General features: G+C 43.3%; 16 protein-coding genes. 9 read left to right on the forward strand and 7 right to left on the reverse strand.

Annotation, left to right across the window (positions count from 1 at the left end):
* Positions 1–16 precede the first annotated feature (16 nt).
* From C5749_RS11075 to C5749_RS11085, 3 genes are read left to right on the forward strand one after another with little or no spacing between them, the layout of a single operon-like run.
* Positions 17–1,552, forward strand: a complete 1,536-nt coding sequence (locus C5749_RS11075; RefSeq protein WP_181151459.1) for a RagB/SusD family nutrient uptake outer membrane protein — start codon at positions 17–19, stop codon at positions 1,550–1,552.
* Positions 1,553–1,602: 50 nt separating this feature from the next.
* Complete coding sequence (locus tag C5749_RS11080) at positions 1,603–2,364, forward strand: carbohydrate-binding protein (protein WP_146113738.1); 762 nt, start codon at positions 1,603–1,605, stop codon at positions 2,362–2,364.
* Between the two features lie 4 nt (positions 2,365–2,368).
* Positions 2,369–3,451, forward strand: coding sequence for a family 43 glycosylhydrolase (locus tag C5749_RS11085; RefSeq protein WP_105726027.1), 1,083 nt, complete (start codon positions 2,369–2,371; stop codon positions 3,449–3,451).
* A 67-nt stretch (positions 3,452–3,518) separates the two neighbouring features.
* Here C5749_RS11085 and C5749_RS11090 read toward each other — a convergent pair whose 3' ends face one another.
* Positions 3,519–4,697 (reverse strand): trans-sulfuration enzyme family protein, encoded by a 1,179-nt coding sequence (locus C5749_RS11090; RefSeq protein WP_105726029.1) that lies wholly within the window; start codon positions 4,695–4,697, stop codon positions 3,519–3,521.
* Positions 4,698–4,857: 160 nt separating this feature from the next.
* Here C5749_RS11090 and C5749_RS11095 point away from each other — a divergent pair, with 160 nt between their 5' ends.
* The gene (locus tag C5749_RS11095; RefSeq protein ID WP_105726031.1) at positions 4,858–6,000 is read left to right on the forward strand and encodes an Sb-PDE family phosphodiesterase; all 1,143 of its coding nucleotides are present in this window, start codon (positions 4,858–4,860) and stop codon (positions 5,998–6,000) included.
* Positions 6,001–6,057: 57 nt separating this feature from the next.
* Here the strand turns inward: C5749_RS11095 and mfd are convergent, their stop codons facing one another.
* Together mfd and C5749_RS11105 are read right to left on the reverse strand one after the other, a co-directional pair.
* A complete protein-coding gene (mfd, locus tag C5749_RS11100; protein ID WP_105726033.1) occupies positions 6,058–9,393 on the reverse strand; it encodes a transcription-repair coupling factor in 3,336 nt (1,111 codons plus the stop codon).
* 52 nt (positions 9,394–9,445) lie between these two features.
* Positions 9,446–9,991, reverse strand: a complete 546-nt coding sequence (locus tag C5749_RS11105; RefSeq protein WP_105726035.1) for a hypothetical protein — start codon at positions 9,989–9,991, stop codon at positions 9,446–9,448.
* 215 nt (positions 9,992–10,206) lie between these two features.
* Here C5749_RS11105 and C5749_RS11110 point away from each other — a divergent pair, with 215 nt between their 5' ends.
* The 4 genes from C5749_RS11110 (at position 10,207) to C5749_RS11125 (ending at position 16,343) form a co-directional block, all read left to right on the forward strand.
* Positions 10,207–13,332 (forward strand): SusC/RagA family TonB-linked outer membrane protein, encoded by a 3,126-nt coding sequence (locus C5749_RS11110; RefSeq protein ID WP_105726037.1) that lies wholly within the window; start codon positions 10,207–10,209, stop codon positions 13,330–13,332.
* A gap of 12 nt (positions 13,333–13,344) precedes the next feature.
* Entirely contained in the window at positions 13,345–14,919 is a 1,575-nt protein-coding gene (locus C5749_RS11115) for a RagB/SusD family nutrient uptake outer membrane protein (protein WP_105726039.1), read from the forward strand.
* A 27-nt stretch (positions 14,920–14,946) separates the two neighbouring features.
* Entirely contained in the window at positions 14,947–15,909 is a 963-nt protein-coding gene (locus tag C5749_RS11120) for a helix-turn-helix domain-containing protein (RefSeq protein ID WP_245893727.1), read from the forward strand.
* A 131-nt stretch (positions 15,910–16,040) separates the two neighbouring features.
* The gene (locus C5749_RS11125; protein WP_342748702.1) at positions 16,041–16,343 is read left to right on the forward strand and encodes a DUF983 domain-containing protein; all 303 of its coding nucleotides are present in this window, start codon (positions 16,041–16,043) and stop codon (positions 16,341–16,343) included.
* Between the two features lie 37 nt (positions 16,344–16,380).
* Here C5749_RS11125 and galE read toward each other — a convergent pair whose 3' ends face one another.
* Together galE and C5749_RS11135 are read right to left on the reverse strand one after the other, a co-directional pair.
* The gene (gene galE / locus C5749_RS11130) at positions 16,381–17,409 is read right to left on the reverse strand and encodes a UDP-glucose 4-epimerase GalE (protein ID WP_105726043.1); all 1,029 of its coding nucleotides are present in this window, start codon (positions 17,407–17,409) and stop codon (positions 16,381–16,383) included.
* Positions 17,406–18,401, reverse strand: coding sequence for a UDP-glucuronic acid decarboxylase family protein (locus tag C5749_RS11135; RefSeq protein WP_105726045.1), 996 nt, complete (start codon positions 18,399–18,401; stop codon positions 17,406–17,408). Before C5749_RS11135 ends, galE begins: the two co-directional genes overlap by 4 nt.
* A gap of 123 nt (positions 18,402–18,524) precedes the next feature.
* On the opposite strand from C5749_RS11135, the gene C5749_RS11140 reads away from it, so the two are divergent.
* Positions 18,525–19,769 (forward strand): 3-deoxy-D-manno-octulosonic acid transferase, encoded by a 1,245-nt coding sequence (locus C5749_RS11140; RefSeq protein ID WP_105726047.1) that lies wholly within the window; start codon positions 18,525–18,527, stop codon positions 19,767–19,769.
* A 68-nt stretch (positions 19,770–19,837) separates the two neighbouring features.
* On the opposite strand, the gene C5749_RS11145 is transcribed toward C5749_RS11140, so the two are convergent.
* Together C5749_RS11145 and hemW are read right to left on the reverse strand one after the other, a co-directional pair.
* The gene (locus C5749_RS11145) at positions 19,838–21,286 is read right to left on the reverse strand and encodes a glyceraldehyde-3-phosphate dehydrogenase (RefSeq protein ID WP_105726049.1); all 1,449 of its coding nucleotides are present in this window, start codon (positions 21,284–21,286) and stop codon (positions 19,838–19,840) included.
* 176 nt (positions 21,287–21,462) lie between these two features.
* A complete protein-coding gene (gene hemW, locus C5749_RS11150; protein WP_105726051.1) occupies positions 21,463–22,590 on the reverse strand; it encodes a radical SAM family heme chaperone HemW in 1,128 nt (375 codons plus the stop codon).
* Positions 22,591–22,629: the final 39 nt, after the last annotated feature.

Below are 22,629 nucleotides of genomic sequence, written 5' to 3' on the forward strand. Positions count from 1 at the left end.
GGGACAATTTATTAAGATGAAAAAATTGACAATAATATTAGCAGCTATCGTCTTTCTCTCTGTTTCGTGCAAGAGAAATTTTGATGAGCCAAATCCCGATATGCTAACGGAGGAATCTTATTGGCAAGATGATGTTGATGCTGTCAAAGGAATCAATGCGGTATACAGCGGCTTGAATAGAAGCAATAACTATTATAACCGTTGGATGCACTTTCTTTATTTATTACGGTCTGATGAAGGCTTTGGCTCAGGCGGTGATATCGGGCTAAATAATAATATGGCTTTTTCCTATACCAGCAACAATACGGGCAACGGACAATGGAATGCAATTTTTCATGTCAACTATCGGGCGAATCTGGTCATAGCCAACGTGCCACAGATCAGTATGGATGAGACTTTGAAAAGACGTATTATAGCCGAAGCCAAATTTTTACGGGCGTTAAATTACTTTAATTTGGTAGTGTTTTGGGGACGCCCACCACTAGTCTTGGCACCATTGTTACCTACGGATTATCCACCCAACGCAACACCGGGACAAGTGTATGCACAGGTTGAAAAGGACTTGACGGAAGCGCTGGTTGATTTGCCGGTCTCGTATGATGCCGCCGAGGTTGGCCGGGTTACCAAAGGGGCTGCGCATGGGTTGCTCGCAAAAGTCTATTTGCAACAGGGTAGGTTCAATGAGGCGAAAGACGCGATGGAATGGTTAGTGACCGGAGAGGGTGCAATACACTACGGCTTGATGGCCAATTACGCAGATAATTTCGATAAAGATCATGAGAATAACCAGGAGTCGGTTTATGAGATACAATATAAAGAAAATCCTGCAGAGAATGGGGACGACGATACTAATCCAGGCATTAGTCTAAATACCGGCACGTCCGTGGCCAAGTTTTTAGCGCCGCCAGCACCCGGTCCGGGATACGCCGATGGTGCTGCAAGGCGTTGGATAGTGGATGCATTCGAAACCGAAAGAACCGTCGACAACAAAAGAGATCCACGGGCGGGCGTAAGCTTTTTGTATGACTACGCGGATGAGCGTGGGCCTGCCTTTACGATGGTATATGGACAGACCTGGCAGCAACGGTACGGTACGAATGACAAAAGAGTGTGGTTCCGGAAATTGTTGAACGACCACTGGAGAAATGATGAGAACTTCAGCTCACCGAACAATTACCGGATGATCCGTTACGCCGATATCCTGTTGATGTATGCCGAATGTTTAAATGAATTAAACCGGACAGGAGATGCTTATACGTATGTGGATAGGGTAAGGACTCGGGTCAATTTACCCACGCTAACGACTGCTAAGCCCGGATTAAACCAAGCGGCTTTTCGCGAACAAATTAAACACGAAAGGTTGCTGGAGCTCGCTGGCGAAGGATGGCGCTATTTTGATATGGTGCGTTGGGGTGAGCTGGCAGATAACCTGGAGGTGCTGAAAGAGCGGGATGCAGATTTCCATAATTTTGTGCCCGGTAAACATGAATGGTATCCTATCCCACAGTCAGATGTAGATAATTCCGATTTGACGCAAAACCCGGGCTATTAACGTAGAGAGATAGAATGATTTATATACACAACCACAAAAAGAGTATGAACATGAAGAAGTTAGTCTGTCTATTCCCGTTTTGTCTGATGCTAATCATAACAAGCTGCAAAGATGAAGTGGAAATCCCTTCGAGTACGCTGCCGCCGACGGTTATATTGCAGGCGGATGCCATTGCGATAGCCGACGGCACCTACATCCTGAACGTCGAAGGAAGGAGCGCTTACGGTGGCGCAAAATTGAGTAAAGTAGCGTTTTATAAAGGAGAGGAGAAAATCGGCGAAAAGGATATTGCACCTTACACATGGGCATATCCGGTCACTGAAAATATACCCGATCAGGAGCTGTCTTTTCATGCCGTTTTGTCTGACGTTGCCGGGAACAGCGTAAAAAGTGATGTGGTGACGGCAACGGTTAAGGTGTTGCCTATCCGGATAGAGGCTGAACACGCAATTTTGCGAGGTTTAGCGCGGGTGGCTACCGATCGGGAGACAAGAGAGTCATCATCTAACCAAGCAAAAGTTGGCGCCATAGATAATGCAGAAAGTGGTATTGATGTAACGATCGACGTACGAGCGGCGGGAGAATATCTAATTCGGGTAGCTGCTGGTACTGGTTTCAACAATACTTCGCACAAAATTTATATTGATGACAAAGAATCCGAAGCACAGGTTTATAATATTCCAAACCTCGGATGGAACGTATGGCAAGCCTTCGACCTACTATTTGATCTGGAAGTTGGTAGCCATAAAATAAGTATTCGTCGTCAAAGTGGGTATGGTGAATTGGATTATATAGAATATTCAAAACGATAATGATATGAGAAAAATGTATATGTATATATGGGCGTTGTTATTTTTCATAGCTTGCGAAGATAAGGGGGCAGGTCTTTACCTCGGGGCTCCCAAGCCACCAGAGGCCGATCCGGCAGAAGAGACTATGTATAGAAACCCTGTTTTTGAACCGATTTTAGCAGATCCGACCGTAGTTAGGGACCCCCGGACGGGGTTATTCTATGCGTACGGAACGGAAGATAATTGGGGAGATGGCGCTGGGAATCGTGTAGTACCGGTTGTCAGTTCAGAAAATTTAACTTCATGGGCGTTGGTCGGACAAGCGTTTTCTACAAAGCCTAATTGGAAAAACTCAGGTAATATATGGGCTCCTGATGTGGTTTATATGGACGGGAGGTTTGTCATGTATTATTCTTATTCTACGTGGGGAGATGCTAATCCGGGAGTGGGGGTAGCGACGGCTGACCAGCCATCAGGACCATTTACCGATCAGGGGAAGCTTTTTACAAGTAACGAAATAAATGTGCCGAATTCTATTGATCCGCATTTCTTTGAAGAAGAGGGGCATCGGTATTTATTTTGGGGAAGTTTTAGCAATGCTGCTACACAGGGAACGTATGTCGTCGATTTGAGTGACGATGGTTTGAGCGTACCTGATTTATCTCAAAAGACAAAGATAGCAGCTGGTGATTTTGAAGCGGTCATGATTCATAAAAGGGAAGATTATTATTACTTCTTTGGTTCTAAGGGGAGTTGTTGTGAAGGGGCCAATAGCCAATATCGTGTATTGGTAGCACGTTCAACAAATTTAAAAGGACCTTATCTCGATAGAGATGGGCGCGACATCACGGAGCGTGGTCGAGGTACGATATTGATCCAAGGGAGTGAAATATTTGCCGGACCAGGTCATAATTCACGTATCATTACCGATGATGAAGGCACAGATTGGATGCTTTATCATGGGATAGACAGGGCTCAAGGAACAGTTTCTAGCGGCGCTACTAGACGTCCCCTGATGCTGGATAAAGTTGAATGGCGAGACGGATGGCCTTCGATAGGAGGTTCTATACCGGGCGCAATGCGGACAAAGGCTCCCGTTTTTAATTGATTCATGGAAAGAAAAACAATAAAAGACTGTCAACGACCCGGTATGTTAATCCGGGTTAGTTGATAGTCTAGTTTTTTAAAGCCTCCTCAAAATCACCAATAAGATCATCGATATGCTCTATGCCTACCGAGATACGAAGGAGTCCTTTGCTAAAAGATAGCTGATTTCCTTTTTTCCCCGCTTGATGTGCACCCCAGATGCTAGCAGGATGGGTTATCAAGGATTCAATTCCACCTAAGCTTACCGCGTTGTGGAAGAATTTTAATTTGCTTAGTATCGCTTGTGCTCTTTGGAACTGTTCGGTATCGTCTTTGCCATCGATTTCGATAGCGAGCATACCCGTGAATCCTTTCATCTGCTTTTTTGCCAACGCATGCTGGGGGTGGTTTTCAAGTCCTACATAGGCAACTTTCTTGATGGTGGGCTGTCTTTCCAACCATTGCGCTAAGGCGAGCGCGTTTTCATTAATCTGGCGAACGCGCAATGCCAATGTTTTTAAGCCACGTAATAGCAACCAAGAATCAAAGGGACTCAACGAAGCGCCTAATAAGAGTGACCGGCGCCAAACTTGTTCGATGTACGCTGCCGAACCACATACGGCTCCTGCTGTAAGGTCACTATGTCCGCCAAGGTATTTTGTAGCGCTATGGACGATAATGTCGATACCGAAATCAGCTGGTACTTGGTTGATAGGAGAAGCAAAGGTGTTGTCTATCATGGTTAAGATCCCATGTTCCTTACCAAGTTTGCCAATATACTCCAAATCGGTAATATCGAGGTTTGGATTGGAAGGTGTTTCCACAAAGATGAGTTTCGTATTAGGGCGAATAGCAGCCTTGAAAGCATCGTTGTCGGTCTGATCGACCTGGGTCACCTCTACGCCATATTGTAATAAAAAATCACGAATAAACGTCAATGATGCAGCGTAATGTGCTTTCTGCGTAATGATATGATCGCCGCTCTTTACGACAGCAAGGACAGCCGTACTGATTGCTGCCATGCCGGTTGCCAATACCAACGCATCTTCTTTTTGCTCTAATTTCGCTATAAGTGCTGCTGCTTGGCTATTGTTGGGATTACCATGGCGATGATAGAATTCGGGCGATTTTGTTGCCGTTGCAGCGTGTGCGAAAGATGCTATATCGTCCGCGAGATACGTCGATGTCTGGAAAATCGGTGTAACAACCGATTTCGTGGTATTGAAATGTTCACCTTCGTGAATTAAAGAGGTTTCTAGCTTTGCCATAGTACGTATATGATATTTGGCAAAGTTAATGAATAATCTAGCTAAATAGTAGTTTTTTAGTGCGTTTCAGTCGCGATGACTTGATAAAAAGAAAATATTTAGCTAATATTCGGATTATATGATATACGTATCTTGAGGCAGATAAATCAATCAATAAAACATGAAAAAATTAGGCGTTTTACTTGCTTTCGCAAGTTTATGTAGTTACCTAAGTCAAGCACAGACAGATGATGGAATTATACGACTGGACGAATTCCGTTACCAAAAAAAACGTGAAATTATAACGATTCCAAACGTCAACGGATTACAGGTTTTAAAATGTGATTTCCATATGCATACCGTGTTCACGGATGGACATGTGTGGCCGAATGTACGTGTTCAGGAGGCCTGGAAAGAAGGGTTGGACGTGATTTCTTTTACAGAACACGTTGAATATACGCCACATCAAGCTGATGTAACGCCCGGGAATCTAAGATCTTACGAATTAGCTAAAAATTTGGCTGATGAAAGTAATATTATCTTGATCAAGGGAACCGAAATAACAAGGAACACGCCTCCGGGACATTTTAATGCGCTTTTTATCGATAATGATAAGAATTTTTTAACCGATAGAGCGAACGCGCTGGATGAACAAGCCATTCAATCGGTGATAGATCAAGATGCGTTTGTTTTCTGGAATCATCCAGGTTGGAAAGCGACGCAGATCGAAGGGTCTTACGAATGGATTCCATTTGTAGAAAAAATGTATCAAGAAAAAAAATTGCACGGGATTGAGGTTGTGAATGGTTTCGGATTTCATAAAAAAGCTCTGGATTGGGCTTTAGATCGAGATTTAACCATTATAGGGAATACAGATATTCATAATTTGATAGCGCATGATTATGATATTGAGAGAAAGGGTGTGCACCGCACCATGACGTTGGTCATGGCAGAAGGTCGTTCGGCTACCGCTATCCGTGAAGCGTTAGAGCGAGGTCGAACTATCGCTTGGTCCAGTAATTACTTATTTGGTAAAGAAGAGCACATCAAAGATCTTTTTCACGCATGTGTTTCGCTAGGTAGCGCTTACCATAGCAAAAAGAATGCGCAGGGTGTGGTAACCAACTATTATGAACTTAGCAATCACAGTGACCTGTATTTTGAATTACACCTGAAGAGTGGTAAAGGCACCAAAAAAGTGACGCTTTTTCCTTCCTCCTCCCAGATCATTACTGCCCAAGAGGGAGAATCAGAGTTAACTTACGAAGTCGTTTCGACCTATATCCGCAGCGACAAACATTTAGAAGTTAAGTTAAGCTTATAGTATATTGCGAAAATAGATAAAATGAGGAGGTCAGCATCGGTGTGCTGACCTTCGTGTTTATGTCATTTCGTTTAGCAAATGCAATGCATAATCAATGCTATTCACGTTGCTCAGCGCCAGCCTAAGTTGCCCTTTCACTTCTTTTAAATTCGATATGGCCGGATGTGCCTGCACGAATGCCAATACCTTCCCAAATTGATCAGATTCAAAATAACTGGACTTTGGATTGCTGACAAAATAACCTTTAAGTGTGTTCTTTTTAAAGGAAATCTTCTCGAAACCAATCTGTTTGCCCCACCATTGCAGACGCAAGGTATTGAATAGCTCATAAACAGGCTTAGGTATGGTGCCAAAACGATCCTCCAGCTCTTTTTCGAATGTCGCGAGCTGTCGTTCATTTTCCAGTTTTCCGATCTCGTTGTAGAGATTGTAGCGCTCTCCAATATTGGTAACATATTCGTCCGGAATCATCACCTCCAGATCAGTGTCTATTTGGGTAAAAGAGACATACTTTTTATCCTTTTCATCGGCAAATAGTTCCCCAAATTCATCTTCCTTTAGTTCTTGGACAGCTTCGTCAAGAATCTTGTTGTACATCTCAAAGCCGATTTCGGCTATAAAGCCAGATTGTTCTGCACCCAACAGGTTTCCCGAGCCGCGTATATCCAAATCACGCATAGCGACATTAAATCCAGAACCTAGTTCAGAAAACTCTTCCAATGCTGAAAGTCGCTTATAAGCTTCGTTGGTTAACGTCGATAATGGGGGGCTTAGCAGATAACAGAACGCTTTTTTGTTGGAACGCCCTACACGACCACGCATCTGGTGGAGATCACTTAGACCAAACATGTGCGCATGGTTGATGATGATGGTGTTGGCATTCGGGATATCTAGACCCGCTTCAATAATCGTCGTAGCGACCAGTACATCAAACTCATGATTGATGAATTTCAGCATGACATCCTCGAGTTCGTCTCCCTCCAGTTGTCCGTGGGCAATACCCACGCGTGCACCCGGCACCAACTTTTGAATCATGGCACCCAGTTGAGGTAAATCAGCTACCCGGTTGTGGATAAAAAATACCTGTCCATTTCTTTCGAGTTCGTACGAAACCGCGCCTTGTATAAGTGTCTCATTAAACACGTGCAGTTCCGTTTGGACAGGCTGTCTATTGGGAGGTGGCGTGGAGATGATGCTTAAGTCACGTGCGCCCATCAGTGAAAAATGGAGGGTGCGCGGAATGGGTGTGGCGGTTAATGTCAACGAATCTACATTAGCCCGCATCACTTTGAGTTTCTCTTTAACAGAGACACCAAACTTTTGTTCCTCGTCAATAATCATCAATCCCAGATCCTTAAATTTAACATCCTTACTGACTAATCGGTGCGTGCCGATGATAATATCTATTTTGCCTTCTGCAAGACGAGTTAATGTGTCTTTAATTTGTTTTGACGATTTAAATCGATTGATATAATCAACATTAGCAGGAAGACCTTTCAGACGTTCGCGAAAAGTACGATAATGCTGTAGAGCTAAAATGGTGGTTGGAACCAACACCGCTACCTGTTTGCTATCAGCTACAGCTTTGAAAGCTGCCCGGATAGCGACTTCTGTTTTTCCGAAACCTACGTCCCCACACACCAATCGATCCATCGGGTGGGGCGATTCCATATCTCTTTTTACATCGTTGGTCGCTTTCTCCTGATCTGGTGTGTCTTCGTAGATAAAGGATGCTTCGAGTTCGTTTTGTAAATAGGTGTCCGGACTGAATGCATTTCCGGTTTGGGCTTTCCGCTTAGCATACAGCTTAATAAGGTCGCGGGCTATGTCTTTGACCTTTTTCTTTGTCGTTTTTTTAAGCTTGTCCCAAGCATCCGTTCCTAGCTTGTTCATTTTAGGAACGGTACCTTCCTTGCCCGAATATTTAGAAATGCGGTTTAAGGAGTTAATATTGACATAGAGCAGGTCGTTGTCTGCGTAGACCAAACGGATCATCTCCTGTGCCTTCCCGTTGACCTCTACCTTTTCTAATCCGGCGTATTTTCCCACGCCATGATCGATGTGGGTGATGTAATCGCCCGGCTTCAAATCACGAAGTTCTTTCAGTGTAATGGCCTGCGAGCGTTCATAACCCTTTTTACGCTTATATTTATAGTAACGATCAAAAATCTGGTGATCTGTGTAGCAAGCTAATTTTTGTTCGTCATCACGGAAACCTTCGCGGAAACCACGGTGTATCGGTATAAACGTCACCGATTTATCGATATCTTCCAGAATGGTGAAAATCCGTTCGATTTGTTTCGTGGAGTCTGAGAAAATAAGATTTTGTATGCCCTGTTTTTCATTTTCCTTGAAATTATGGATCAGGAGGTTAAAATCTTTGTTGAACGACGGCTGTGGATGTGTGTCAAAAAAAACCGTTTCATCTGCTTTGTAGAAAAATTGCTTTCCAAATTCTATGTTGGGAAAGTCAAATAGCATCTCCCCGAAGGCCCGGTCGGTCGTAAAGGTAACCCTCGGATCTACCCATTCGCTATTGGCCTGGATATCTTTCTCGGGGAGAGCCTTCCAGAACTCGGATGCTTTTTTGTAGCCATCTTTCAAGACGTCTAGCGTGAACTGCACATCTTTTAACCAGATGGCACTATTCCGGTCAATGTATTCCAATAAGGAGATATGGTTATTGGATAGGAATTTTGCCTGTACATTGGGCACAATAATGACCGTATGTATCTTGCTGACGGAAAGCTGTGATTCCACATCAAATGTCCGGATGCTTTCTATATCGTCTCCAAAAAACTCAATCCGGTAGGGGAGATCATTAGAGAAAGAAAAAATATCTACTATCCCCCCACGGATGGCAAATTGTCCCGGTTCGTATACGAAATCAACACGTTCAAAATCGTATTCATAAAGAAACTCATTGATAAAATCGATGCTGAGTTTGCTTTGCTGCGTAATGCTCAGCGTATTCTTTTCTAAATCATCTCGATTAATAACCTTTTCGGCAATGGCTTCCGGATAGGTTACCAGCATTTTGGGCAGTTCAGAAGTATGGTTTAGTGCACTTAACGCCTCGGCACGTTGCAGTACATGGGAAGCGTCTATTTGTGTGAATTCATAAGCCTTACGGAATGATGCAGGAAAGAATAGAACCTGTTTGTCCAATATGCTTTCTAAATCACTTAAAAAATAGGAAGCTTCCTCGTGTGTAGGTAAAATAAAGATGAAAGGTCTTTCCTGTAAGGTATAAGCTGCCGCGGCTAACATTGCATCAGACGAGCCAATAAGCCCTTTAAGATGAATTTTAGGATTTTTTGCCTGTATGCTTTTAACTAGTGATTTTACCTTTTCGCTTTGCGCGTACTTATCGAGAATTTCCTGTATACCCACGTAATGCCAGATCTTGTTTTTGCAAATTTACATAAATTTTCTACTACCTTCATTACGCCAAATCACGCTCCATCGCAAAAGCCATCATCTCCTCCATGGATTCTTGTAAATCAAACTGCAAATCCTCGTGCAGTTTTTCAAATTTATTGGTGGTCGTTTTGACACGTGCTTTCACATAATCATGCAACTTGAAGGCACTGTGCACAGCCGATTTCTCAAACAGGCGGGGGAAACGTCGGAAAGCTTCATTTAAGATGAAGATACGGCAATCAATCTCACTGTATTTGTCTTTTGTTATCTTTTCATGTTCGTTAACCAAGCCACTGGCTTGTCGGATAAGACTCTGAAGCTCCTTGTAGTTGCTGTAGACCGGAATATTCTTGACAGTATTTCTGCCATCTGCAAAGAGAAGAGCTAATCTCTCTTTGAGTTTCTCGATACGGTCTTCCAAGTCAACTTGGTCTTCTAGCAATTGGAAATGGAGTTGCTTCATCAACATCTTGTCTTTGCCAACAAGTCGAACCAGCAATTTATCCTTTTCCTTTTGCGGAAGATTTAAGACGGCTTCCTTCAATTCGGGCTGCTTATGTAATGACATATTGCGAATTTATTGTTTTTATCTTATGATTTACTGCTATCAGACGAGCTTTCCACCTTTTGTGATAAATGTTAACGTATTTTTCTGAAAAACTTATTTATTAAAATAGTGTTTGTTATATGAAAACATATCCCTTGTGATTTATTAATGAATATGAGAAAAGCGATTTGTACGACGTCTAAATACTATAAACTAAACTATATTATATGATACAAATGAACAAATTCAAACGGAGAAAAATCCGTTTTTGGGTAATTCCTTTGGCTTTTGCGGGAATGGTGAGCACAGGGGCCGCTAATGCTTCGATGCCTTCCTCTCACCAACCGCTAGAGAAAAGTAAAGAAACTCTTCAGCGTACAGTATCTGGAGTGGTTAGAGATGCCTCCACTGGAAACGCTATTGCCGGCGCTACGATTACGATCAAAGGAACCAGCACATCTGTCCTGACCGATGAAAAAGGGGGATTTGAAATAACAGCCAGTGAGGGGCAGACATTGGTTGCTAGCTTTGTAGGATACCTGCCTGGAGAGGACGTGGTCGGTACGGGACCAATTGCATTTTCGCTAACCTTGGCTCAGGAGATGGTGGAGGAAGTGGTTGTTGTGGGTTACGGTACGATGCGGAAATCAGATGTCACAGGTTCCATATCTATTGCGGAAGGCGAACAAATGGTTAAGGCACAAAATTTTAGTGCCCTCGAAAACTTAAGGGGGCAGGCTGCTGGTGTTAATATTTATTCTAATTCTAGCCAGCCGGGCGCTTATGCTAACCGTGTTGTTATACGCGGGGTAGCTTCTATAAACACCTCGTCAAACCCGCTTTACGTAGTAGATGGCGTTGTGATGGAAAACTTTCATTTATTAAACCCGAATGACATCGAGCGGATTGAGGTCTTGAAAGATGCCTCTTCGGCAGCCATTTATGGTGCACGGGGAGCAAACGGTGTCGTGCTCGTAACGACAAAACGGGGAAGTAAAGATGGACGGAAAACCATCAGCTATATGGGATCGGTCAGTTCGAGCTCACCACAACGCTATATGGATCTGCTTGATGCCAATGAATGGGTAGAGACTTTCATGATCGGATTGGAAAACGAAAATCGTTGGCAGGGCAAAACCTGGTCGCTTGACAGGGCAGACTGGTTTAATGATCCCGATTACTTTGACGCTAGCGGAAACCCTCTTTATAACACCGACTGGCAACGAGAGGCTACACGCACATCGTTATCGCATAATCATCAGCTTAATATACAACAAGGCGACGAAAATTCTTCTGTAGGCGCTTTCCTGAACTACACCGACCAGCAAGGAATCGTGATGAACACAGACAACAAACGGATAAACGGGAAATTAGCGTACGATTCGAAGCCAAAAGACTGGCTTTCGACAGCGATTAACCTGACGGTGAATCATACTTGGGGACGGTATACACCGGAAGATGGAGGAGGCCAGGAAGCGCGACGGACGATGATCGAGATGTTGCCGTGGCTTCCGGTCAGACAACCGAATGGGGAGTATACACATTCGGCGTCGTCTACCGTCAACAATCGTCTTGGCTTTGAAGGAATGTCTAACCCAGTCTCTATCCTCGATTTACAAAATCGTACCCGTTCCAATACACAGATATTTGGTAACGCAGCATTAACCTTCCATTTAGCTGATGGATTAGATTTAAAAACGCAGTTCGGTGTAGACAATCATAAACGAACCTACAGAGGATATTCATCCATCACGCTCAACAATATTTCCATGCCTAATGGTTGGGCGGAAGTGCAGCACGAGGACATCCTATATTGGCAACAGGAAACGTATATGAACTATAATAAAACGTTTGATAAACACCGCATAAATGCGATGGCAGGTATTTCTTGGCAGGAACGTACGTCTAATTACGATGGTTCTCGTACAGAAGGCTTTAGTAATGATTTTTTTCAATGGTATAATATGGGAATTGGAACAATTCCGGCACCACCACAATCTGCTTGGGATCGCTGGGGTATGCACTCTTATTTTTTAAGAGCAGCGTATACGTACAATGATCGTTACTCAGTGACGGTGACGGGAAGACAGGATGGATCGTCGAAATTTGGTGCGCAAAATAAATATGCATTTTTCCCGTCGATGGGTGTAGCTTGGAATGTCTCTAACGAAGATTTTATGGCAGATGTAGATTACATCAGCAATTTGAAATTGCGATCTAGTTATGGCTTGACAGGGAACTCGGAGATCGATCCATATTCGGCAATTGCCAATGTTGCGGCGGGCACAATCCTGAGAAACAACTCTAGGCAAGGTATTGCATATGTAAATACGATGGCGAACGAAAATCTACGGTGGGAGCGAACGGGTACTTGGGATGCGGGATTTGAATTAGGCCTCTTTCAAAACCGGCTGAACTTTGATGTTTCTTATTACAATAGAACGACGACAGATTTACTCTTGGCAAGACCACTCCCGGGATCGACAGGATTTTTGTCAGTCATGGAAAATATTGGTTCTGTCAGAAATAGGGGAATGGATTTTATGTTGACTGCAACTCCCGTGCGAAATGATGCGTTTGTATGGAATTCCACGCTTAACATGAATTATAATAAAAACGAGGTTCTGAGTCTAGGTGAAAATGATGAAGATATTTTGTTGAACAGTTGGGTTGGTGGACCGAACAGCATTATACGCGTCGGAGAAAACCTGAACAGCTTTTATGGTTATCGCCGTGATGGTATCTATACGATGGAAGATTTCCAAAATGGTGAAATTGAAGAGAGTAGTATTGGCCGGCCGAGACGATCTTCTACACAAGAGATTCTTGGAAAAGGGATGCCTGATTGGACAGGAAGTTTTATTAATAACTTTGCTTACCGTAATTTTGATCTAACAGTCGACCTACAGTTTGTATACGGCATAGAGACGATGCAGCAGTTTTTCCATTCAACATATGATCGTTTTGGTATCACAAACGGCTTACGGTCAATCATGACCGATGCATACGATGGGGCAAACCCCAATACAATGCAGCAGGCTGTTTACCTGACGAACAGTGGCCATGCCGGGCAAGATACAAATGTGGATTCCTCGTGGATCGTTGATGGTTCTTATTTGCGTGTAAATCTTTTACAACTAGGCTATACTTTTGAACCAGATATGGCAAAACGTATGGGGATCTCATCACTACGACTATTCGCAAGTGCAAATAATCCGTGGTTATTTATGGCAAAAGACTTTCAGGGATACGATCCAGAAAGCACCTCACAGGGAGAGGAGAATGTTTTTGGACAAAATATGACGTTCTTTGCCTACCCGCGGGCGAAAACGTTCACATTCGGAGTAAATCTTACATTGTAAAATAAAAAGAATATGAAAACGAGAAATATATTATTAGGAGTTGTATGTGCTGGGGTGTTGAGTCTGAACTCATGTGATAAGTTCTTGGAGGAAGATCCTCGGTCTAACCAAAGGCTTGATTCTTTTTATCAAAATGCAGCGCAGGCGCAGGAAAATGTCAATACGTTGTACCGCATGGGAGCGCCGGTAAGGTACGGGGTTGCCGCTAGTGCGTATATAGGACCGTCGGCTTCTGTTCCTCCAATGCTGACGGGATACTTTACTAACAGTTATGAAGGTCAGGAATTGATCGCTCAGTATTCCCGGTTATTGTCACGACAAGAGAACACTCGGATCGTGTCCAATACTATGAATGGTATATGGAATGAATCCTACCAGGCAATAAATATAGCCAACGGCGCGATAAATTATATTCCAGAAATTGAAATGGATGAGGCCTTGAGTTCCCGGCTTATTGGCGAAGCTAAATTTTTTCGGGCGTTCAATTACTTTTATCTGGTAAAAATGTTTGGTGCAATCCCTCTTTCTACCACCATGTACTCGTCTTTAGAGGATAATTTATATCTCCCACGTACGGCAGAGGAACAGGTCTATGCGTTGATAGAGGCAGATTTGAAGGAAGCTGTGGACGTGTTACCATCTAGTATGTTCGTGCAAAGTGGTTATCGGCTGACGCGGTATGTTGCCGCAATGGCACTAGCTAATGTGTATTTGCAACAGGGTAAATACGAAGACGCTGCCGATGCCGTACAGATCGTCATTGATTCTCCCCACGAGCTAACGCTGAACGAGGATTTAGCGATGAACAGTGCATACAACAAGTTGCGGACTTCGGATGATCTACCGGAGGTAATCTATTCGTATGAATTTGATGAGACGATCAGTCATGGTGGATGGTGGCCTACTTATGCCTTTAGTTCATCCGCTGTATCCGTATTCGGAACGTATGCTATCTTCGAGCGTGTATACGGTCCGACGAATCGTTTTTTAAATGTCTATGACGAACAAGATCTGCGGATCCAACCGAATCAGTTTTATCATTGGGAATATACGAATCCGAATAACGGTCAGAAATGGTCTTCGGAGGTCGCCGGTGTATGGTATTATTTTGACGAAACAGCTTTGTTAACTTCAGGTAGATCCACCAAAGATCGGAACTTATATCGCTATGCAGAGGCGCTATTAATCGCTGCGGAAGCCAATGCCAGAACGATTGGCGTTAATAACGTAACAGCAGGCTACCTTGCTCAAATAAAAGCACGCGCGGATATTAATGGTAAGACAGTTGCCGAATATACCAGTGAGTTAGAAGGAATGGGTGTTGATGCGTTCGTGGAAGAGGTATGGAAGGAACGTCTGCGAGAGCTTCCGTTGGAATTTAAAATGTGGGATGATTGTTTGCGTACTCAGCAATTTCCCAATATTTCGGCCAGTCAAAAGGGACATGTCACTTTCCAGCCTTTAGTGGGTGCTACCAATGCCTCCGGTGCTACATTCAAAGAGTCGGATCTTCTGTGGCCAATATCCATGGATGAACTACAACGAAATCCTAAATTAACCCAGAATCCGGATTATCAAGTGCAATAGTTTTTAGGATAGGAATCACAATGATGAATGCAGCCTTACCTCCGTGGTAGGGCTGTGTCTTTGAAATCCATAAAAAATACCATTAAAACCCGTAATTCCACCATTATTTATGGAAATATCGCCATATCTTTGTATATGGTTTCAAAAGTGCCTATCATAGAGCAATGTACCGTTTCGGAAAATGTCCAACAAGGTATTATAGTGGAGGATTTGGCAGGATATTTAGCCCGAAATAAAAAATTGGTTTTTCCGCATCGCCATAATTTCTACCATTTGTTACTCTTTACAAAAGGGGGAGGGAAGCATACCATTGATTTTGAAACATTTGAAATTGTCCCTTGGCAGATTTATTTTATGTCGCCCGGTCAAATCCATACCTGGTCTTTCGAAGGAGAGATGGATGGCTTTGTGGTTAACTTTGATAAGAATTTCTTCAAAACCTTTTTGTTACGCCCGGATTATATTGGCTCCTTTTCTTTTTTCTCGGGATTGGTACGGGATGAGGTATTTATGGTGAAGGGCGCAGAACGAGAACTGATTGTAGATACATTTCAGCGTTTGCAAACATACATGCGCGATGTGGATTTTGCGCGTATTTCACTGTTGTATATCTTCCATCTACTGGAAAAGCAACGCGATTTACCTCTGGCATTGCGAGACGATGTATACAATCATACGTTATTGCGTAACTTCTTAAACTTGATAGAGCTGAATTATAAGTCACTGCGATTGCCAAAAGATTATGCGGCATTGCTGTATATCACGCCGAATCATCTTAATGCACTGTGCCGAGAAATATTAGGTTCATCTGCTGGTGAAATTATCCGAAACCGGGTGCTGCTGGAGACAAAACGTTTGTTGGTGATTAAGGATTATACGATAGCAGAGATTGCTTACGAACTTAATTTTAATGACAATTCTTACTTTACAAAGTTCTTTAAAAAAGGAGAAGGGGTAACACCGGAAGAATTTAGGAAAAAGCATATTTAATTAGTGTATAAATGGAAAATAACAGCACATATACGATTAGCAAGTTTAAAGCAGCAACACACTGTAAATGCCCCCGATGCCGAACTGGGAAAATTTTTGAAGGAGGCATGTTTCGTTTGAAAGGGCAGAAAATGAATAAGAACTGTCCGCATTGCGGATTGAAGTTTGAAATGGAGCCCGGATTTTTCTATGTCGCCATGTTCGTTAGTTATGCGCTTAACGTTGCGGAATTTGTGACTGTTTGCATTGCTGTATCCGTGCTATCTGGAGGTTCGGAATCGCCTTGGCTTTATTTAACGGCATGTTTATTAACAGCAGTTATATTAGCGGGAGTTAACTTTAGATATTCCCGGGTTATCCAATTGTATTGGTTGACACCAAACCTGCATTTCAACGAGAAATACTACGGAGCGGCGTATAAGAAGAGATCATAATGCGTGGGGCAATAATCGAATTGCCCCAGCTTGTACTTTATCCAATCGGATTTTCTTTTAAGTACTTTTCCCATGCCCATGCCGATGCCATCATCTCGTCAATACCCAATTCGGCCTTCCAACCCAATTGCTCAGCCGACTTCGTCACATCTCCCCAAACTTTGATGATATCTCCTTCGCGGCGAGGACCTACTACGTAGTTGAGCTTCTGTCCGGACGCTTTTTCGAAAGCTGCAATAGCTTCCAATACGGAATAACCGTTTCCAGTGCCCACATTGAATACATCGTAGTTGCCATTGGGGTTTCCTTTTTCCAATAAACGGATGGCGGCAACATGCGCTTTCGCTAAATCCACTACATGAATGTAGTCACGGATACAAGAACCATCCGGCGTGTCGTAATCGCCCCCGAACACCGTTAATGTTTCTCGTTTACCAATCGCTGTCTGCGTAATGAAAGGCAAGAGATTCTGTGGAACGCCAATGGGAAGTTCGCCGATCAATGCAGATGCATGTGCGCCTACTGGGTTGAAATAACGCAGCGCGATAAAATTATAATTATTGTAGGCGCCAGCTGTTTCCTCCAATATCTCCTCGGCAATCTGCTTGGTATTGCCATAAGGTGACGCTGCTTTTTTTACCGGTGCAGATTCGGTTACGGGTAAGGTATCCGGCTCGCCATAAACTGTACAGCTGGAAGAAAATACAAAGTTGATGTTCTTACCTTGATAGGCGTTCAGCAGATTAATCAGCGAGAAAAAATTGTTGCGGTAATATTTGAGTGGTTTCTGTACCGATTCTCCCACCGCTTTTGAGGCCGCAAAATGAATAATGCCGGAAATAGCTGGATTTTCTTGAACAAAAGCGTTTACCTTAGCTTCATTACTTAAATCAAACTGATGAAATTCCGGGCGTACACCAATAATCTTCTCTATCTGATCCAAAATTTGGACATTCGAGTTGGATAAGTTGTCAATAATAACCGGTGTATAACCAGCGTTGTGTAATTCTACTACCGTGTGGGAACCGATATACCCGGTTCCCCCAGTTACCAATATTTTGCTCATTGTTCTTGATTATAGTATGTAAAGTTTTTTTGTTTTAATTCCTCCGGCGGCATTTGCTGATAATAATTTATCGTCTGGAGCAGCCCCTCTTTACGATTAACGGTGGGGGTCCAGTTCAAAATCCGCCGCGCTTTACGGATATCCGGACGCCGCTGCTTCGGATCATCTATGGGCAACGGTACATAACGGATCTTCGATTGGTTGCCTGTTAAAGAGATGATTTCCCTTGCCATATTGTTGATGGTCAGTTCATCCGGATTGCCAATGTTCATGGGCTGTGCGTAATCTGAAAACAATAAACGGAATATGCCTTCAATTTGGTCTGACACGTAGCAAAAAGAACGTGTCTGATTTCCGTCTCCAAAAACCGTAAGATCCTCCCCACGTAAAGCCTGTGCGATAAAGGTGGGTAACGCTCGTCCGTCATTTAGGCGCATACGAGGCCCGTAGGTATTAAAAATTCGGACGATACGTGTATCTAGTCCATGAACGTTGTGGTAAGCCATTGTGATGGCTTCTTGGAAGCGCTTTGCTTCGTCATATACGCCGCGAGGCCCTACGGGATTGACGTTCCCCCAGTATTCTTCTGATTGTGGCGAAATTAGAGGATCTCCATACACCTCCGAGGTCGATGCAACCAGAATCCGGGCGCGTTTGCTCTTGGCTAATCCTAAAAGATTGTGTGTGCCCAACGAGCCTACTTTTAAGGTCTGGATCGGAATACGTAGATAATCCACCGGACTCGCAGGAGATGCAAAATGTAGGATAAAATTCAATTTACCGGGAACGTGTACAAATTTAGAAACGTCATGGTGGTAAAACTCGAAATTGGGAAGCTTGAACAGGTGTTCGATGTTGCGGAGATCGCCTGTAATCATATTGTCCATACCGATGACATCAAAATCTTCGGCAATAAAGCGGTCACATAAGTGCGAGCCTAGAAAACCCGCTGCGCCTGTTATGAGTATACGTTTCCTTTCTTGTTTATCCACGAACCAATATTTCTTTGTAGTTTAGTGTTATCTTTGACGAATATAAGCATATTTTCCTCTGTAACATTTTTTCTTGTTGACAGAGGAGAGCAAAATAAATAAATTTATTTAGGTTTTATCAACATGCGTCTTCTCTACGATATAGGAATAGGCCTTTATACCGTACTATTACGCTTGATTTCGCCATTTCACAGAAAGGCTAGATTGTGGGTAGATGGGCGTAAAAGGGTATTCGATCACATCGAACAAACGATTGAAAAGGGGACTAGACCGATATGGTTCCATTTCGCTTCATTGGGTGAGTTTGAACAGGGAAGATCCGTAATGGAGGCTATCAAAAAAAAATACCCGAACGAAAAAATAGTCATCACTTTTTTTTCCCCGTCGGGATATGAAATCCGAAAAAACACACCTTTAGCGGACTATGTGTTTTATCTGCCTACAGATACGGCAACCCATGCTCGAAACTTTTTAGATATTCTCAAACCCAAATTTGCGGTCTTCACCAAATATGAGTACTGGTATCATTATTTTCGCGAACTTAATAAACGTAATATCCCTTTATTCGTTATCTCTGCAATTTTTCGGGAAGGGCAGGTATTTTTTAAATGGTACGGTGGATTCTTTCGTGGGATATTGAAACAAGTTCATTTTTTCTTCGCCCAGAATACGGATTCGGTGCTTTGGTTGAGAGCTATTCATATCAGACAAGCAGGACTTGCAGGGGACACCCGGTTTGACAGGGTGGTCGAACTACCTAGACACCGCCGCCCCATATCGGAAGTAGAACAATTTATAGGCGATCATGCACAGGTATTGGTGGCCGGAAGCACATGGACACCTGACGAACGTTTATTAGCGGAATTATTGGCGACCCAACAGGGTTGGAAAATGATACTGGCTCCGCATGAAATCCACGAAGCCCATTTGCAGGAGATTAAACAATTGTTTCCTGACGCATTGTTTTTCTCTCGTTTTGCTGCATATACGACGTTTGAAATAGAAAAAGCCTCGGTCTTGGTCATTGACAATATTGGCATGCTTTCGGTGCTGTATGGATATGGACAATTGGCTTATGTAGGTGGAGGTTTTGGTGTAGGGATTCATAATACGTTGGAAGCCGCAACCTATGGCATTCCGGTTATTTTTGGACCTAATTATACACGTTTCCAAGAGGCGGTGGATCTTATAGCGGTTGGAAGCGGTTTTCAAGTGGGAACTGCCGAAGAATTGAAATCTATTGCGCAAGCCTTGTCCAATGAAAAGAGGCGGACTATCGCAGGAGAAGCCGCCGAACAATATGTGCGGGAAAAAGCCGGCGCGACACAGATTATTATGAAGTATTTGGAGACGGAGGGCCTAATTTGAGGAACGGACCTTTCTCTTTCGAAAAAAGCCCGTTGCCTGATTATAGAAAAAATTGAAAATTGGAAACACTAGTAATAACGGTATTGCTTGACTCCCGCTAGGTGTCGGGCGAGACGCATGACCTGGTTAACATAGCCATATTCATTGTCATACCAGACATAGATAACAATATTTTTGCCAGTAGAAGATACAATCGTGGCTGGAGCGTCGACTACAGCAGCTGCGGTAGTACCAACAATGTCCACAGATACTAATTCGGGATTATTTTCATATTTGATTTGCTCGACCAGCGGCCCTCCTAATGCGGCGTTTAATAGGATGTTATGAATACGCTCGGCGGTGCACGCCTGTTGGACTTCCAATTGTAATATAGCGAGCGAGCCATTTGGTATCGGTACCCGGACGGCATTAGACGTCAACTTGCCAGCGAGTGAAGGTAATACTTTTGATACAGCAATGCCCGCCCCGGTTTCTGTAATAACCATATTCAAAGCTGCAGCACGTCCTCGACGATATTTTTTATGAATATTGTCAACGAGGTTCTGATCATTCGTATAAGCATGTATGGTTTCGACGTGACCGGTGGTTATGCCTAGTTCCTTATCAATGACTGCCAACACAGGCGAAATTGCATTTGTCGTACAGGATGCTGCGGAACATATGCTGGTTTCGCCCGGTGAGACATCGCTTTCGTTTATGCCGTAGACGATATTGGGTATACCTTTTCCTGGAGCCGTCAGCAGCACCTGGTCGACTCCTTTCGCCTTTAAATGACGTTCCAATTCCCGTTGCTCTCGAAAAGCTCCTGTATTGTCTATAACGAGTGCATTTTGGATGCCATAAGCGATATAGTCGATATCCTCCGGTGCAGTGGAAGACAGCACATAGACCGTGATGCCGTTGATTACAAGTGCGTTCTTTTCATTATCGATGTCCACGGTGCCTTCGAAATCGCCGTGAATGGAATCTCGTTTTAACAAATTCGCACGTTTCCTTAAACTGATCGTATCTATTTTTTCGCGTACCACAATCGCGCGAAGTCGGAGCTGTTTGCCATCTCCGGTGGTATTTATGAGTTCTCTAGCCAACAATCGTCCGATACGTCCAAAGCCATACAGCACAACATCCTTAGCTGGGAAAGGTTGGTGGCGTATAGCGGAGGCTAGCCGTTTACGAACAAATAAGTAGATTGAATCTTCGCTGTCTTGTTGCTTTCGGAAATCCATTGTTAGCGTTCCTAGGTCAATAGTAGCGGGAGGAAGCTCCATTTCTTGGATAATCCCCGCTACTTCCAGTACATCAGAAATCCTCACTTTTGTACCTGTTAAAATGGCGTTATGACTATGTAGATGGAGAAGCGAGCTAGGGCGTTGATGAAGAATCTTATTTCGGAATAAGACGAGTTCAACACCTTGATTGATCCATAGATCGCTGACGATTTCAGCGAGACGAGCAGCTGCATTCTGCTGTTGTTGGTAACTTTTGATTTCCTGCTCAAAAGTAGTGAATGGTACCATAATTTATTGTTATAGATGATTACGGTACAAACATATTAAATGTTCTATATAAAACGATATGAATTTGAAAAATTGGCAAAAATACAACGTTTAAAGCTTGCTGTTTTTACAATTTTATAAAAATAGAGGTAATATTTGATGATTTTTAAATTTAGAGACGACTTATGAGGTAGCTATCACGGAATAATAAACAGTTCCGATGCAATATAATCTGCCATTAGCTTTCCTTTTGCAGTCAATTTAAAAAAGCGTCCTTGTACGCGCTCCACATGCTGCTGTTCGATAAAAGGAGCAATTTGCGTTTGGAGCTGTTGTGCCATTTCGTTGCTAAAATCATGTATGACTTTCTCCAAATCGATACCCCACATCGTCCGCAAGGAGGTCATGACGTATTCGTTAAATTGATCTTCGCGAGATAGATTCTCCGTTTCATAAACGGGTTTTTCTAGGTTTATACCTTCGGTATAGCGTGCATTGTTTGCTACATTCCAACTTCTGGATTTTCCGTTAAACGAGTGTGCTGAGGGGCCGATACCGAGATAATGTCTACCCTGCCAATAGGCCGTATTATGTTTAGCGTACTGTCCGTTTTTAGCGAAATTCGAGATTTCATAATGTTCAAATCCGTTTTTCGTTAAGGTATCGATAAGCATACTCATTTGTTCGGCGCTCTGTGCTTCTTGCATGGGAGGGGTTTTCCCCTGTCGGATAAAATGGGCAAGTGCTGTTTTCTGCTCTACTGTCATGGCATAGGAAGAGATATGTGGGATCTCAAAAAGCAGTAGTTTTTGTATATTATTTGTCCACTTAGTATGCGTAAGCAATGGATAGCCGTAAATAAGATCGGCCGTGATATTTTCGAACCCCGCGTCTTGTACCCGCTTAATGGAGGCCTCGGCCTCAGTGGCATTGTGGGCGCGGTTCATCCAACGTAGATCTTCCTCATAAAAGGATTGTATCCCAATACTGAAACGGTTGATGGGCGTGCGTCGAAGGGCCTGTACCTTTGCCTTGTCTAGATCATCGGGATTCGCTTCTAAGGTTATTTCGACATCGTTTGCAATATCGAAATGTGTGGCAACCTGATTAATAAGACGCTCAATTTCGTCGGCTGTCAGCAAAGAGGGGGTGCCTCCCCCAAAATAAATCGATGGTATGATTTTGTCCGTGAGGTAATGTGCACGTAATGTTACTTCCTTTTCTAACGCCTGGAGTAACGCATCTTTATATTTCAGCGATGTGCTGAAATGAAAGTCGCAATAATGGCAGGCATGCTTACAAAATGGGATATGGAAGTAAATCATGTTGCAAATTTACGCAAATTCTTGTTTGCATTGACGCAG

Origin of the sequence: Sphingobacterium gobiense, from assembly GCF_002980575.1 — a bacterium.
In the GTDB taxonomy this organism is placed as follows: Bacteria; Bacteroidota; Bacteroidia; order Sphingobacteriales; family Sphingobacteriaceae; genus Sphingobacterium; species Sphingobacterium gobiense.

What these genes read in the sequence shown, in the direction of transcription:
- C5749_RS11075 (WP_181151459.1), top strand. Translation starts at nt 17, where the DNA reads ATGAAAAAATTGACAATAATATTAGCAGCTATCGTCTTTCTCTCTGTT.
- C5749_RS11080 (WP_146113738.1), top strand. Translation starts at nt 1,603, where the DNA reads ATGAAGAAGTTAGTCTGTCTATTCCCGTTTTGTCTGATGCTAATCATA.
- C5749_RS11085 (WP_105726027.1), top strand. Translation starts at nt 2,369, where the DNA reads ATGAGAAAAATGTATATGTATATATGGGCGTTGTTATTTTTCATAGCT.
- C5749_RS11090 (WP_105726029.1), bottom strand. Translation starts at nt 4,697, where the DNA reads ATGGCAAAGCTAGAAACCTCTTTAATTCACGAAGGTGAACATTTCAAT.
- C5749_RS11095 (WP_105726031.1), top strand. Translation starts at nt 4,858, where the DNA reads ATGAAAAAATTAGGCGTTTTACTTGCTTTCGCAAGTTTATGTAGTTAC.
- C5749_RS11105 (WP_105726035.1), bottom strand. Translation starts at nt 9,991, where the DNA reads ATGTCATTACATAAGCAGCCCGAATTGAAGGAAGCCGTCTTAAATCTT.
- C5749_RS11110 (WP_105726037.1), top strand. Translation starts at nt 10,207, where the DNA reads ATGAACAAATTCAAACGGAGAAAAATCCGTTTTTGGGTAATTCCTTTG.
- C5749_RS11115 (WP_105726039.1), top strand. Translation starts at nt 13,345, where the DNA reads ATGAAAACGAGAAATATATTATTAGGAGTTGTATGTGCTGGGGTGTTG.
- C5749_RS11120 (WP_245893727.1), top strand. Translation starts at nt 14,947, where the DNA reads ATGCAGCCTTACCTCCGTGGTAGGGCTGTGTCTTTGAAATCCATAAAA.
- C5749_RS11125 (WP_342748702.1), top strand. Translation starts at nt 16,041, where the DNA reads ATGAATAAGAACTGTCCGCATTGCGGATTGAAGTTTGAAATGGAGCCC.
- galE (WP_105726043.1), bottom strand. Translation starts at nt 17,409, where the DNA reads ATGAGCAAAATATTGGTAACTGGGGGAACCGGGTATATCGGTTCCCAC.
- C5749_RS11140 (WP_105726047.1), top strand. Translation starts at nt 18,525, where the DNA reads ATGCGTCTTCTCTACGATATAGGAATAGGCCTTTATACCGTACTATTA.
- C5749_RS11145 (WP_105726049.1), bottom strand. Translation starts at nt 21,286, where the DNA reads ATGGTACCATTCACTACTTTTGAGCAGGAAATCAAAAGTTACCAACAA.
- hemW (WP_105726051.1), bottom strand. Translation starts at nt 22,590, where the DNA reads ATGATTTACTTCCATATCCCATTTTGTAAGCATGCCTGCCATTATTGC.